We start from the raw sequence: 16,061 nt of genomic DNA, 5'->3' as shown, positions 1-16,061 counted from the left end.
CCGCTTCCTCGCAGGGGACGGAGAGAGCCGGGGTGGGTGGCGGGGAGAGCCGGGTGCGGTCAGGAGATCCCGAGGTCCTTGTCGACCATGGCGAACAGTTCGTCGTCGGTGGCGTCGTCGAGGTGCCGGCCGATGTCACCGCCCCCGCCCTGACCGAGCCGCGAGAGCATCGCCTGGAGGCGGACGGTGGCCCGGATCCGCGCCGCCTCGTCACCCGCCACCACGTCGAGGCTGTCGGCGATGCGGTCGAGGTCGTCGAGGAGCACGGTCGGGGTCACCACGTCCTCCTGGGCCACCTCGGCGAAGAGGTACTCCGCCAGCGTGGTCGGGGTCGGGTAGTCGAAGACCAGCGTGACCGGGAGGGCCACTCCGGTCGCCGTGCCGAGCCGGTTACGCAGCTCGACCGCGGTCACCGAGTCGAAGCCCAGTTCCCGGAACGCCCGGTGCTCGTCGACCGACTCCGCCGAGGCGTAGTTGAGCACGGCGGCGACCTGGCCCCGGACCAGCCCGAGCAGCACGGCCATCCGGTCGGCGGCGGGCAGCCCGGCGAGCCGGTCCCGCAACGAGTCGGGGCCGTCGGGCACCTCGACGCCGGCGGCGACGTGTTCGGTGGCCTTGAGCCGGCGGACGTCCGGCAGGTCGCTGATCAGCGGGCCGGGACGGGTCGCGGTGAAGGCGACGGCGAACCGGTCCCAGGCGATGTCGGCGATGGTGAGGGCCGGCTCCCCGTGGTCCACCGCCTGGTGCAGCGCGGTGATCGCGGCCTCCGGAGGCATCTCCGGGACGCCGTGCCGGTGCAGCAGCTCACCGAACGGGCCGTCGGCCATGCCGCCGCCGGCCCAGGCGCCCCAGGCGATGGAGGTGGCGGGCATGCCGAGGGCACGCCGGTGCTGGGCGAGCGCGTCGAGGAAGGCGTTGCTCGGCGCGTAGTTGCCGACGCCCGAGCTGGCCACGGTGCCGGCGAAGGACGAGAACATGACGAACGCGGAGAGGTCCAGGCCCAGCGTCAGCTCGTGCAGGTGGTACGCGACGTCGACCTTGGCCTTGAGGACCCGTTCGATCTGGTCGATCCGGATGTCGTTGATCAGGGCGTCGTCCAGCACCGCGCAGGCGTGCACGACGGTGGTGAGGGGCTGCTCGTCGGGGATGCCGTCGATCAGCTCCGCCAGGGCCTCCCGGTCGGACGCGTCGCAGGCGACCACGGTGGCGCGGGCCCCGAGGGCGGTGATGTCGTCGACCAGCTGCTGGGCGCCCGGGGCGGCCATCCCGCGCCGGCTGGCGATGATGATGTTCTCCACGCCGCTGCGGGCCAACCAGCGGGCGGCGTGCCCACCGAGGGCACCGGTACCACCGGTGACCAGGGCCGTCCCGGAGGGCTCCCACGGGTTGGCGGGCTGGCTGTCGCCGAGCGGGACGCGGGTGAGGCGGCGGCCGAGCAGTCCGCTGGGGCGGACGGCGATCTGGTCCTCCTCGCCGGCGGTGGTGAGGGCCGCGACGAGCAGGTCGGCGTAGCGTCCCTCGACCGCCTCGGGCAGGTCGACGAGGCCGCCCCAGCGTTCCGGGTGCTCCAGCGCGGCGACCCGGCCGAATCCCCAGACCAGCGCCTGCATCGGCGCGCGCAACTGGTCGGCGCGACCGACGGAGACGGCACCCGAGGTGATGCTCCACATCGGGGCGGTCAGGCCGATGTCGCCGAGGGCCTGGAAGAGCGCGACGGTGGCGGCGTAGCCGCCGGGCACGGAGAGGTACAGCGGGTGGACCAGTTCGTCGAAGGCGAGCAGCGACACCACGCCGGCCACCTCGGCGGGCCCGTCGTCGGCGCCGGCACGGGTGGCGAGGGCCTCCCGCAGGAGCTTGCCGAGCTGGTCGCGGTCGACGTCGCTGGTGCTGACCGGGATCGGCACCACGTCCGCGCCGGCTGCGGTGATCGCCTCGACGGAGGCGTCCTGCCAGGGTTCGACGAACTCTCCGGTCGGCATCACCACGACCCAGGTGCCGCGCATGCCCCGGTTGGCGACGCCGGTCAGTGGCCGCCAGGTGTCCTGGTAGCGCCAGCTGTCGATGTCGGACTGCCGGCGTCGCTGCCGCCGCCACGAGGTGAGCAGCGGCAGGACGGGCCGCAGCGCGTCGGCGGTCTGCTCGGCGGGGGTGTCGGCGGGGGTGACCACGTTGGCGAGCGCAGCCAGGTCGCCGCGTTCCACGGCCGCCCAGAAGCCGGCGTCGCCGGGGTCCACGGCACCCTGGCTCAGGCTCTCCAGGTCGGGCCCGCCGCTACCGTCCAGCCAGTAGCGCTGGTGGTCGAAGGCGTAGGTGGGCAGGTCGACGGCCGCCGTCTCGGCGAGCACCTGCCGCAGGTCGACCGGCAGGCCGGCGGTGTACGCGGTGGCCAGACTGGTCAACAGCCGGGTCGCGTCGTCCTCACCCCGCCGCAGCGTCCCCAGGGTGTGCCCGGTGACACCGGCGTCGTCGAGGATCGCGGTGACCGGCATGGTCAGCACCGGATGCGGGGAGATCTCCACGAACGTGGTGTGACCGGCGGCCACCGCGACCCGGACGGCCGGATCGAACAACACCGTCCGCCGCAGGTTCTCGTACCAGTAGTCGGCGCCCATGCTCTCCGGTTCCACCCAGTCCCCGGTGAGGGTGGACACCAACCGGACATGCCCGGCCCGGGGCGTGACGTCGGCCAGGTCGGTCCGAAGCCGCTCGGCGACCTCCTGCACCGCCGCCGAGTGGGACGCGTAGTCCACCGGGATCACCCGGGCCCGCACCCCGTCGGCCTGGCACGCCTCGACCAGGTCCGCCACCGGCTGCGGCGGACCGGAGACGACCACCGTCGACGGACCGTTCACCGCCGCCACACCCACACCCGGGAAAGCCGGCAACCGCTGCGCGATGCCGTCGGCGGAGAGATCCACCGACGCCATCGCACCCGTACCCCGCAACACCGCCAGAGCACGGGAACGCAGCGCGACCGTCTTCGCCGCATCCTCCAAACTCAGGATCCCCGCCACACACGCGGCACCGATCTCACCCTGCGAGTGACCGAGCACCGCCGCCGGAGCGACGCCGACGTGCTCCCACACCGCCGCCAGGGCGACACCCACCGCCCACAGCACCGGCTGCACGACCTCGACCCGCTCCAACCACGACTCGTCGTCACCGGTCAACACCGACACGAGATCCACGTCCAGGTACGGCGACAACGCCCGCTGACACTCGGCCAACCGCGCGTCGAACACCGGCACCCGGCCCACCAGACCGGCCGCCATCCCCGCCGACTGCGCACCCTGACCGGGGAACACGAAGACCGGACCAGCGGACGAGCCCGCGGCGGTGCCCAGCACCACGTTCCCCGCCGGCAGGCCCGACGCCACCGCGTCCAGACCCGACAGCAGCTCCTCGACACCCGAGCCGACGACCACGGCCCGCTGGTCGAAGGTCGACCGGGTGGTCAGCAGGGACCAGCCGACCGCCGCCGGATCCAGGTCACCGTTCGCGCGCACGTACCCGGCCAGCCGGCCGGCCTGCCCGGCGAGCGCGCTCCGGGACCGCGCGGACACCGGCCACACGGTCACCTCCGACGCGACCAGGCCGGGCCGGTACGCGGACCCGGTGGCTCCGGCGTCGTCCCTGTCCGCCTGCTCGGGGGCGGCGGTGGCGGACGGCCGGTACTCCTCGACGATCACGTGGGCGTTGGTGCCGCTCACGCCGAACGAGGACACCCCGCCCCGGCGGGGCCGGTCCAGCTCCGGCCACGGCCGGCGTTCGGTGAGCAGCGAGACCGCCCCGGCGGACCAGTCCACGTGCGGGGACGGCTCGTCGACGTGCAGGGTCTCCGGCATCACGCCGTTACGCAGGGCCATCACCATCTTCACCATGCCGGCGACTCCGGCGGCACTCTGGGTGTGGCCGATGTTCGACTTCACCGAGCCGAGCCAGAGTGGCTGGTCGGCGGGACGGTCCTGCCCGTATGTGGCGATGAGCGCCTGCGCCTCGATCGGGTCACCGAGGGTGGTGCCCGTGCCGTGCGCCTCCACCATGTCGACGTCGGCGGTGCCGAGCCGGGCGTTGGCGAGGGCCTGCCGGATGACCCGCTGCTGCGACGGGCCGTTGGGGGCGGTGAGGCCGTTGGACGCGCCGTCCTGGTTGAGGGCGCTGCCCCGGATCACGGCGAGGATCGGGTGGCCGTTGCGTTCCGCGTCGGCGAGCCGCTCCAGGACGAGCACGCCGCCGCCCTCGCCCCAGCCGGTGCCGTCCGCGCCGGCCGCGAACGCCTTGCACCGCCCGTCGACGGACATGCCACGCTGCCGGGAGAAGACGACGAAGACGCCGGGGGCGGCCATCACGGTGACGCCACCGGCGATGGCCAGGTCGCACTCCCGGCGGCGCAGCGCGGTGGCCGCCAGGTGCAGGGCGACCAGGGAGGACGAGCATGCGGTGTCGACGGTGACCGCCGGGCCGTTCAGGCCGAGGGTGAACGAGATCCGGCCGGAGGCGACGCTTGTGGTGTTGCCGGTGCCGAGGTACATGTCGACGCCCTCGGGAACGTTCGGCAGACCCATCCCGTAGTTGGAGGTGGTGACCCCGACGAAGACGCCGGTCTGGCTGCCCCGCAGGGACAGCGGGTCGATGCCGGCCCGCTCGACCGCTTCCCAGGACGTCTCCATCAGCAGTCGCTGCTGCGGGTCCATCGCGAGGGCCTCGCGCGGGGAGATCCCGAACAGGGAGGCGTCGAAGTCACCGGCACCGTCGAGGAACCCACCCACCCGGGTGTAGCTCTTGCCCGGCTTGTCGGGGTCGGGGTCGTAGAGCGACTCCAGGTCCCAGCCCCGGTCGTCGGGGAACTCGGTGAGGGCGTCCTGGCTGTCGGCGACGAGGTCCCACAGGTCCTCGGGCGAGCGGACGCCGCCAGGGAACCGGCAGCTCATCGACACGATGGCGAGGGGTTCCTGGTCGCGGGCCTCGACGGTCTGCAGCTTGCGCTTCGTGTCGTGCAGATCGGCGGTCACCCGCTTGAGGAAGTACCGCAGCTTGTCGTCGTCGCTCATCGGGCCGCACCTGCCTCGATCCGGGGGTCGGTCATCTCAGGAGATTCCAAACTCTTTGCTGATGAAGTCGAAGATCTCGTCGTCGCTGGCCGACTCGAGGTCGGGCCGCTCCTCCTCGGCGGCGGGGCCGTCGGCCAGGCCGGTCGCCTTGGCCAGTAGGTCCCGCATCCGGGTGGTGAACCGCTCCCGGGTCGCCGAATCGAGCGGAATGGTGGTGAGCAGGCTCTCCACCGTGTCGATGCCCTGGAAGAGGGGCTGGGTGGAGGGGGCCTCCCCGGCGGTGATCTCGCTGGCCAGCTTCTCGGCGAGCGCGGTCGGCGTCGGGTAGTCGAAGACCAGCGTGGCGGGCAGCCGGAGGCCGGACAGGCCGTTCAGCCGGTTACGGAGGTCGACGGCGGTGAGCGAGTCGAAACCGAGTTCGGTGAAGAGCCGGCCCGGGTCGATGGCGTCGGCCCCGGCGTGGCCGAGGACGGCGGCGATGTTCGCCCGGACCACGTCGAGGACCACCTTGCGCCGTTCCGGCTCGGCCAGGCCGGCCAGGCGCTGCCCGAGGGACACCCCGCCGGGACCGGCGCCGGTGCCGTCGACGGAACGCCGCAGCGGCACCCGGACCAGGGCCCGGAGCATCGGGGCGAGGGTCCCGGACTCCGCCTGTCCGCGCAACGTCCCGACGTCGAGCCGCATCGGTGCGACGGCGGCCGCGTCCAGCCGCCAGGCGGCGTCGAAGAGGTGCAGCGCCTGCTCGGTGGGGAGTCCGGCCGCCCCCTGTTCGGCCATCCGCCGCACGTCGGCGTCACCGAGGTGACCGGTCATGCCGCTGGCCTGCTCCCAGAGGCCCCAGGCCAGCGAGATGCCGGCCAGTCCCCGGGCCCGCCGGTGTGCGGCGAGCGCGTCGAGGAACGCGTTCGCGGCGGCGTAGTTGGACTGTCCGGCACTGCCCAGGGTGGCCGCCGCCGAGGAGAAGAGCACGAAGGCGGCGAGGTCCCGGTCGGCGGTGAGCCGGTGCAGGTGCCACGCCGCGTCGGTCTTCGGTACGGCCACCGCGTCGAGGCGTTCCGGCGTCATCGACTCGAACACCCCGTCGTCGAGGACGCCGGCCGCGTGGACCACCGCGGTGAGCGGGCGCGCGGCGGGGATCCCGGCGAGCAGCGCGGTCAGCGCGTCGGGGTCGGCGGCGTCGCAGGCGGCGACGGTCACCTCCGTACCGTGGGCAGCCAGTTCGGCGACCAGGTCGTCGATCCCCTCCGCGGCCGGACCGCGCCGGCCGGCGAGCAGCAGGTGCCGGACGCCGTGCGTGGTGGCGAGGTGCCGGGCCAGGAGGCGACCCAGCACGCCGGTGCCGCCGGTGACGAGCACCGTGCCGTCCGGGTCGATGCCGCCGGGCAGCAGTTCCACGCCGGCCGGCACCCGTCCGAGGCGGGGGACGCGCACCTGGCCGGCCCGTACCGCGACCTGCGGCTCGCCGGACCCGATCGCGGCGGCCAGCACGGCGGCGCTGTCCGGGTCCGCGTCGAGGTCGACCAGTTGCAGCCGGTCCGGGTGTTCCAGTTGGGCGGCGCGCAGCAGACCCCAGACCGGTGCCTGGCGCAGGTTCACCACGCTCTGGTCGCCGGTGGCGACGGCGTCGCGGGTGACCAGCACCAGCCGGGCGTCGGCGAACCGGTCGTCGGCGAGCCAGGCCCGCACCGCGCCGAGCACGCGGTGGGTGGTGGCCCGCGCCTGCGCGGCGAGCGCGGGATCCGTCTCGTTCCCGTCCCCGCCGACCGGGACGATCACCGCCCCGGGTGCCGGCTCACCGCCGGCGAGCAGGTCCCCGAGGGTGTCCGGGTCGAGGTCGGCGCGGACCCGGACGCCCGCCGACTCGCAGGCGGCGCTGAGCGGCAGGTCGTCGCCGACCACCACCCAGCCGGTGGCGGCGGGCACCGGGCCGGCGGGCACGGGCAGCGCCGGCCAGTCGACCTGGAACAGCGACTCGTGCCGTCCGGAGCGCGCGGCGCCGAGGGCGTCACCGGTGACCCGTCGCATGATCAGCGACTCGGCGTGCAGGACCGGCGCGCCGGTGGCGTCGGCCACCTGGAAGGAGACCCCGACCTCACCGGCCGAGGCGACCCGGACCCGCAGGGCGGTGGCCCCGGCGGCGAGCAGGGTCACCCCGGTCCAGGCGAACGGCAGCCGGGGGGCGTCGGGGTCGGCGCCGTCGCCCATCCGGGCGAGGAAGCCGCCGATGGACATGGCCTGCAACGCGCCGTCCAGCAGCGCCGGGTGGACCCCGAAGCGGCCGGCCTCGGCGTGGTGGGCGGCGGGCAGCTCGACCTCGGCGAAGACCTCGTCGCCCCGGGTCCAGGCGGCGCGCAGGCCCCGGAAGACCGGGCCGTAGCCGAAGACGGTCGCCTCGATCCCGGAGTAGAAGACGCTGGAGTCGACGGCGGTCGCGCCGGGCGGCGGCCAGACCCCCAGGTCGAACGCGGGCGGCTCGGCCGGGCGAGGGGCGAGCAGGCCGGTGGCGTGGCAGGTCCAGGCCACGTCGGCGAGGATCTCGTCGGAGCCGTCCCGGTACGGGCGGGAGTGGAACTGCACCGTACGGCGGCCGTCCGTGTCCCGGTCACCGACGGTGAGCTGCACCTGGAGGGAGCCGAGTTCGGGCAGGACGAGCGGGGCGAGCAGGGTCAGCTCCTCCACCGTTGGCGTGCCGGCCTGCTCACCGGCGTAGGCGGCGAGTTCCACGAAGGCGGTGCCGGGCAGCAGGATCGCGTTCATCACCCGGTGCTCGCCGAGCCACGGGTGGGTGCGCACCGACAGGCGGCCGGTGAACACCATCCGCTCGTTGTCCGGGAAGGTCACCGTGGCGCTGAGCAGCGGGTGACCGGCCTCCTGAAGTCCGGCGGAGGCGACGTCGCCGGCCGGGCCGACGGGCAGGTCGACCCAGTAGCGCTGGTGCTCGAACGCGTAGGTGGGCAGGTCGACGGTCGCCGTCTCCGCCAGCACCTGCTCGAGGTCGACCGGCAGGCCGATCGTGTACGCGGTGGCCAGGCTGGTCAGCAGCCGGGTCGCGTCGTCCTCGCCCCGCCGCAACGTGCCGAGGGTGTGCCCGGTGACACCGGCGTCGTCGAGGATCGCGGTGACCGGCATGGTCAGCACCGGATGCGGGGAGATCTCCACGAACGTCGTGTGACCGGCGGCCACCGCCACCCGCACGGCCGGGTCGAACAGCACGGTCCGCCGCAGGTTCTCGTACCAGTAGTCGGCCCCCATCGACTCCGGGACCACCCACTCCCCGGTCAGCGTGGAGACCAGCCGGACATGGCCAGCCCGGGGCGTGACGTCGGCCAGATCCGTGCGCAACTGCTCGGCGACCTCCTGCACCGCCGCCGAGTGGGACGCGTAGTCCACCGGGATCACCCGGGCCCGCACCCCGTCGGCCTGACACGCCGCCACCAGGTCGGCCACCGGCTGCGGCGGACCGGAGACGACCACCGTCGACGGACCGTTCACCGCCGCCACCCCGACCCCGGGGAACAACGGCAGACGCTCCGCGACCGCCCCGGCGGACAGGTCCACCGACGCCATCGCGCCCGTACCCCGCAACACCGCCAGAGCCCGGGAACGCAAGGCGACCGTCTTCGCCGCATCCTCCAGCGACAGAATGCCGGCGACACACGCCGCACCGATCTCACCCTGCGAGTGACCGATCACGGCCGCCGGGCTGACGCCGACGTGCTTCCACACCTCCGCCAGGGCGACACCCACCGCCCACAGCACCGGCTGGACGACCTCCACCCGCTCCAACCACGACTCGTCGTCGCCGGTCAACACGGAGACCAGGTCCACGTCCAGGTACGGGGCGAGCGCCTGCTGACACTCGGCCAACCGCGCGTCGAACACCGGCACCCGGCCCACCAGACCGGCCGCCATCCCCGCCGACTGCGCACCCTGACCCGGGAACACGAACACCGGACCAGCGGACGAGCCCGCCAGCCCCGTGACGACGTTCCCCGCCGGCAGGCCCGACGCCAGGGCGTCCAGGCCCGCGAGAAGCGCGTCGGTGTCGGTGCCGACGACGGCGGCACGCTGGTCGAGGACGGCACGGGTGGTCGCCAGGGACCAGCCGACCGCCGCCGGGTCCAGGTCGCCGTACACGCGGACGTGCTCGGCGAGCCGGGCGGCCTGACCGGCCAGGGAAGTCTTCGTCCGGGCGGAGAGCGGCCAGACGGTCACGCCCCCGTCGGGGGCCAGGCCCGGTACCGGGTCACGGGTCTCGGTCGCCTCGACGGACTCGTCGGCCTGCTCGATGATCACGTGCGCGTTCGTCCCGGAGATACCGAACGACGACACCGCCGCCCGACGCGGCCGATCCACCACCGGCCACGCCCGCGCCTCGGTGACCAGCTCCACCGCACCCGCCGACCAGTCGATGTGCGGCGACGGCTCGTCCACGTGCAACGACGCCGGCACCACACCATGCCGCATCGCCTGCACCACCTTGATCACACCCGCCACACCGGCAGCCGCCTGCGCGTGCCCGATGTTCGACTTGATCGACCCCAGCAGCAACGGCCGATCCCCCGGCCGGTCCTGCCCGTACGTCGCCAACAACGCCTGCGCCTCGATCGGGTCGCCCAGGGTGGTACCCGTACCGTGCGCCTCGATGAGGTCCACGTCGGCGGTGGAGAGCCGGGCCGAGGCGAGGGCCGCCCGGATCACCCGCTGCTGCGACGGGCCGTTCGGGGCGGTGAGGCCGTTGGAGGCACCGTCCTGGTTGATCGCCGAGCCGCGGAGGACGGCGAGGACGCGGTGGCCGTTGCGACGGGCGTCGGAGAGGCGCTCCACCAGCAGCATGCCCACGCCCTCGGACCAGCCGGTCCCGTCCGCCGACGCGGCGAACGACTTGCACCGTCCGTCGGCGGCCAGACCCCGCTGCCGGGAGAACTCGACGAACGCGGTCGGCGTGGTCATCACCATCACGCCACCGGCGAGCGCCATGTCGCACTCGCCGCTGCGCAGCGCCTGGCCGGCCCAGTGCAGGGCGACCAGGGACGACGAGCAGGCGGTGTCGAGCGAGACCGCCGGCCCCTCCAGCCCGAACGTGTAAGCGACCCGGCCGGAGATGACGCTGCTGGTGAGGCCGGTCAGCGCGTACCCCTCGGTGCCCTCCCCCGCGTACGCGACCAGGTTGCTGTAGTCCTGGCCGCTGGTGCCGACGAAGACACCGGTGCTGGTGCCGCGCATGGTGGCCGGGTCGAGGCCGGCGGACTCGAAGGTCTCCCAGGTGGTCTCCAGCAGCAGCCGCTGCTGCGGGTCCATGGCCAGGGCCTCACGCGGTGAGATGCCGAAGAACGCCGAGTCGAACCGGTCGACGTCGTCGAGGAAACCGCCGCCCCGGGCGTAGAAGGTGCCGGGGGTGTCCGGGTCGGGACTGTAGAGCGAGTCGAGGTCCCAGCCACGGTCGGTGGGCAGGTCGGAGATGGCGTCGACGCCGTCGGCGACGAGGCGCCACAGGTCCTCCGGGGACCGCACTCCGCCGGGCAGCCGGCAGGCCATGCCGATGATCGCCAGCGGTTCGTCGTCGCGTACCGGCGTGGTGGTGGTCGCCGACCGGACCGGCACGGGCGTCCCGGCGATCTCGGTGCCGAGGTGGACGGCCAGGTCGTAGGGGCTGGGGTAGTCGAAGACCAGCGTGGCCGGCAGCCGCATGCCGAAGGCGTTGTTGAGCCGGTTGCGCATCTCGACGGCGGTGAGCGAGTCGAAGCCGAACTCGTTGAACGCCCGGCGCGGTTCGATGGCGGCCGGGTCGGGGTAGCCGAGCACGGCGGCGGCCTGGCCCCGGACGATCTCGACGAGCGCGGTGACCCGGTCGTCGTCGCCGAGCGCGGCGAGCTGCTGCACCAGCGACGCGCCGGTGCTGGCCGCCGCGCTGCGGGGCAACCGGATCAGGGCCCGGTACAGCGGCGGGACGGTGCCGCCGGCGAACTGGACCTTCATGGCGGCCAGGTCGAGGCGGGCGGGGACGAGCGCGGCGTCGGAGGTGCGGCAGGCGGCGTCGAAGAGGGCGAGCCCCTCCTCGGCCTCCATCGCGGCGACACCGGAGCGGGAGATCCGGTTGAGGTGGACGTCGTCCAGCTCGGTGGTCATGCCGCTGCGGTCGGCCCAGAGGCCCCAGGCGAGGGTGAGCGCGGCGCGGCCGTGTGCCCTGCGGTGGTGGGCGAGGCCGTCGAGGAAGGCGTTGGCGGCGGCGTAGTTGCCCTGGCCGGGGCCACCGGCGGTGGCGGCGAGCGACGAGTACGAGACGAACGCCTTCAGGTCGAGGTCGGCGGTCAGCTCGTGCAGGTTCCATGCCGCGTCGACCTTGGGCCGCAGGACGCCGTCCATCCGCTCGGGGGTGAGCGAGGAGATGACGCCGTCGTCGCGGACGCCGGCGGCGTGGATGACGGCGGTGAGCGGGTGTGCGTCGGGGATGCCGGCGAGCAGTTCGGCCACCGCGTCGCGGTCGGCGACGTCGCAGGCGGCGACGGTGACGGTGGCGCCGAGCGCCTCCAGGTCGGCGCAGAGTTCGGCGACGCCGCTGGCGGCCCGGCCGCGCCGGCTGGTGAGGATCAGGTGCCGGACGCCGTGGACGGTCACCAGGTGCCGGCTCATGAGCTGGCCGAGGGTGCCGGTGGCGCCGGTGATCAGGACGGTCCCGTCGCCGTCGAACGGCGCGACGGGCGGCTCGGCCGGGGCAGGTACGCGGGTGAGCCGGGCCCCGGCCGCGACGCCGGAGCGGATGACCACCTGCGGTTCGTCGGTGTCGGCGACCGCCGGCACCAGGGCGGCGGCGCAGCCGGCGACGTCGTCGACGTCGACGAGCACGAACCGGCCCGGATTCTCCGACTGCGCGGAGCGGACCAGACCGATGATCGCCGCGCCGGCCAGGTCGGTCAGGTCGGTGTCCCGGTCGGTGGCGACCGCGCCCCGGGTCAGCACGACCAGTCTGGCCGCGTCGAGCCGGTCGTCGGCGAGGAACTGCTGGAGCACGGCGAGCGCCCGGTGGGTGGCCTCGGCGACCGCCCGCGGCACGTCCGTGCCGGCTGCCGGCGCGGGGAACGGCACGACCAGCACGTCGGGGGCGTCCGACCCGTCGTCCATGGCGTCGCACAGGGCGGCCATGTCGGGGTACGCCGCCACAGCGGTACCGGTGGCGGCGACGGCCCCGACGAGGTCGGTGTCGCCGAGGACCGCCCACGCGGCGGTGGACGGCCCGGCGGGTGCGGCCAGCGGGGTCCAGTCGATCCGGTACAGCGACTCGGCCCCGCCACCACCGGCGGTGCGGAGCTGGTCGGCGGAGACCGGCCGCAGCACGAGAGAGCCGACGGAGATGATCGGGGTGCCGGTGACGTCGGCCAGCAGCAGGGAGATGCTGTCGGTGCCAGTGTGCGTGACGCGGACCCGGGCCGCCGCCGCGCCGGCGGCGTGCAGGGCGACGTCGTTCCAGGAGAACGGCAGCCGGCCGTAGCCGGGCGGGATGTCCGCCCCGGTCGGAGCGCCGCCGGGCGGGGTGAGGCCGAGGGTGTGCAGGGCCGCGTCGAGCAGCGCCGGGTGCAGACCGTAGCCGCCGGCCTCGGCGGCGGGCGTCTCCGGGAGGACCAGTTCGGCGAAGAGGTCCTCGCCGCGCCGCCAGGCCGAGCGCAGCGCGATGAAGGACGGGCCGTAGTCGTAGCCCTGGGCGGCGAGGTTCAGGTACAGGTCGTCGGTGGCCACCTCGGTGGCGCCGGCGGGCGGCCAGGCGGTCAGGTCGGACCAGCCGGCGGGGCCGCCGGACACGGCCGGCCCGCTGGCGAGTACGCCGCTGGCGTTGCGGGTCCAGGCACGCTCGCCGGGAGCGCCGTCGGCGGGCTCGCCGTCCGGGGCGGAGTGCAGGGACACCGACCGGCAGCCGGTCTCGTCGGCCGGGCCGATCCACAACTGGATGTCGACCCCGCCGGTCTCGGGCAGGATCAGCGGCGACTCCAGGGTGAGTTCCCGGACGTGGTCCGCGCCGACGTGCGCGCCGGCCTGGAGGGCGAGTTCGACGAAGCCGGTGCCGGGCAGCAGCACGGTGTCGAACACGACGTGGTCGCTGATCCACGGGTGGGTACGCCGGGCCAGCCGGCCGGTGAACAGGAAGCCTTCGGCGTCGGCGACCCCGACGGCCGCGCCGAGCAGCGGGTGGTGGGCGGGGCGCAGGCCGAACGCGGTGACGTCCCCGGCCCACCCGGCGCCGGCCTCCGGCCAGTAGCGCTGTCGCTGGAAGGCGTACGTCGGCAGGTCGACCCGGGTGGCGCCGGTGTCGGCGAACCAGGGCTGCCAGGTCACCGGCACGCCGTGCACGTGCAGGTCGGCCAGGGCGGCGAGGAGCGCGTGGGCCTCGGGCCGGTCCTTGCGCTGGGTGGGAACAGCGACCACGCCGTCGTCGCCGGGCAGGATGTCGGCGGCCATCGCGGTCAGCACACTCTGCGGACCGACCTCCAGGAACACGTCCACCCCGGCCGCCCGCAACGCGGTGACCCCGTCGCCGTACCGCACCGCCTCCCGCACATGCCGCACCCAGTAGTCGACCGTCCGGATCTCCTCGCCGTCGGCGAGCGCCCCGGTCACGTTCGACACCACCGGCAGCACCGGAGCGGCGAAGGTCAGCCCGGCCAGGACGGTGCGGAACTCGGCGAGCATCGGCTCCATCAGCGGGCTGTGGAACGCGTGGCTGACGGCGAGCCGGCGGGTGCGGGCCCCGCGCGCTGTCCAGACGCTCTCCACCTCGTCCAGCGCCTCGACCGCGCCGGACACGACGACGGACGTCGGCCCGTTGACGGCGGCGATCCCGACCCGGTCGGTCAGCCCGGCCAGGGAGGCCAGCACGTCCGCCTCGGCCGCGTTGACGGCGAGCATCCCACCACCGGCCGGCAACGCCTGCATCAACCGGCCCCGCGCCGCGACCAGCGCGCACGCGTCGGCGAGGGACAGCACCCCCGCGACGTGCGCGGCGGTGACCTCGCCGATCGAGTGGCCGCCCACGAGGTCCGGGGCGACACCGAACGACTCCAGCAGCCGGAACAACGCCACCTCGACCGCGAACAACCCGGCCTGGGTGAACACGGTCTGGTCCAGCGACTCGGCCTCGGGCGTGCCCGCCCCGGCGAACAGCACCTCCCGCAGCGGACGCGGCAGCAGCGGGTCGAGCAGCCCGCACACCTCGTCCAGCGCGGACGCGAACACCGGGAACGCGCCGTACAGCTCCCGGCCCATGCCGGCGCGCTGCGCGCCCTGACCGGAGAACAGCACCGCGAGCTGTCCCCGGCCCCCGACCTGGCCGGCGACCACCGCGCCGGACGGCTCCCCCGCCGCCAGGGCGCGCAGCCCGGCCAGCAGGTCGTCCCGGCTGGTGGCGGCGACCACGGCCCGGTGGTCGAGGGTGGACCGGGAGACCACGGACGAGTAGGCCACGTCGAGGGGACGCAGGGTTTCGTCGGCGGCGACCCGGGCGGCCCAGTTGCCGGCCTGGGCGGCGAGCGCGGCGGCGTCGCGGGCCGACACCGTCACCGGCACGACCGGCCGCTCCACCGTGGTCGGCGCGGCGTCGACCTGGGCGGGGGCGGGGGCCTGCTCCAGGATGGTGTGCGCGTTGGTGCCGGACACCCCGAACGACGACACCGCCGCCCGGCGCGGCCGGTCCACCGCCGGCCACGGCGTCGCCTCGGTGACCAGTTCGACGGCACCGGCGGACCAGTCGACCTGCGGGGACGGCTCGTCGACGTGCAGGGTGGGCGGGACCACGCCGTGCCGCATCGCCATCACCATCTTGATGACCCCGGCGACCCCGGCGGCGGCCTGCGCGTGCCCGATGTTCGACTTGACCGAGCCGAGCAGCAGCGGGGCGGCCTCGCCCCGGTCCTGCCCGTACGTGGCCAGCAGCGCCTGCGCCTCGATCGGGTCACCGAGCCGGGTGCCCGTGCCGTGCGCCTCCACGACGTCGACGCCGCCCGCGGCGAGGCCGGCGTTGGCGAGGGCCTGCTGGATGGCGCGCTGCTGGGAGGGGCCGTTCGGGGCGCTCAGGCCGTTCGACGCGCCGTCCTGGTTGACCGCGCTGCCCCGGACGACGGCGAGGATCGGGTGGCCGTTGCGCTGGGCGTCGGAGAGCCGCTCCAGCAGCAGGACACCGACGCCCTCGGACCAGCCGGTGCCGTCGGCGGCGGCGGCGAACGCCTTGCACCGGCCGTCGGCGGCGAGACCGCGCTGCCGGGAGAACTCGACGAACGCGGCCGGGGTGCACATGGCGGTGACTCCGGCGACGATGGCCAGGGTGCACTCCTGCTGGCGCAGCGCCTGGGCGGCGAGGTGCAGGGCGACCAGCGAGGACGAGCAGGCGGTGTCGATGGTGACGGCCGGCCCTTCCAGGCCGAACGTGTAGGCGATCCGGCCGGAGACGACGCTGCCGGCGTTGCCGGTCATCAGGTGCCCCTCCAGGCCCTGCGCGGCGCCCATCAGCACGCTGCCGTAGTCCTGGCCGGTGCTGCCGGCGAAGACACCGGTCCGGCTGCCCTTCAGCGAGTGTGGGTCGATGCCGGCCCGTTCCAGGACCTCCCAGGAGGTCTCCAGCAGCCACCGCTGCTGCGGGTCCATGGCCAGGGCCTCGCGGGGCGAGATGGCGAAGAAGCCCGGGTCGAAGTCGGGCAGGTCGTGGACGAAGCCGCCCCGCGCCGTGTACGTCGTGCCGGGACCGCCCTGCTCCTGGTCACCGTCGTACAGGGAGGCGAGGTCCCAGCCCCGGTCCTCCGGGAAGTCGGAGATCACGTCCCGTCCGGACGCGACCACCTCCCACAGGTCCTCCGGCGTCCGGACACCGCCCGGGAAGCGGCAGCTCATGGAGACGATGGCGACCGGTTCCTGCTCGCCGGCCTCCACCTCGCGCAGCCGCTGCCGCACCTGGTGCAGGTCGGCGGTGACCCGCTTGAGGTAGTCGAGAAGCTTCGCCTCGTTAGCCATGGACCGCCCACTCCTTGT

At 74.5% G+C, this 16,061-nt stretch carries 2 protein-coding genes; both read right to left on the bottom strand.

Annotation, left to right across the window (positions count from 1 at the left end; all coding sequences use genetic code 11):
* Positions 1-59 precede the first annotated feature (59 nt).
* On the bottom strand, positions 60-5,012 hold the full coding sequence (locus tag QSK20_RS12160; protein WP_502888889.1) for a type I polyketide synthase: 4,953 nt from the start codon (positions 5,010-5,012) through the stop codon (positions 60-62).
* A 75-nt stretch (positions 5,013-5,087) separates the two neighbouring features.
* Positions 5,088-16,043, bottom strand: a complete 10,956-nt coding sequence (locus QSK20_RS12155; RefSeq protein WP_285788704.1) for a type I polyketide synthase — start codon at positions 16,041-16,043, stop codon at positions 5,088-5,090.
* Between the last annotated feature and the right edge of the window lie 18 nt (positions 16,044-16,061).

It is taken from the genome of Micromonospora sp. NBRC 101691 (assembly GCF_030269285.1).
Lineage (GTDB): Bacteria > Actinomycetota > Actinomycetes > Mycobacteriales > Micromonosporaceae > Micromonospora > Micromonospora echinospora.
This window is presented reverse-complemented; position numbering and strand designations above follow the sequence as displayed.

Bases quoted from the DNA above. Each gene is read 5' to 3' on its own strand.
- QSK20_RS12155 (WP_285788704.1), bottom strand. From the start codon at position 16,043: ATGGCTAACGAGGCGAAGCTTCTCGACTACCTCAAGCGGGTCACCGCC.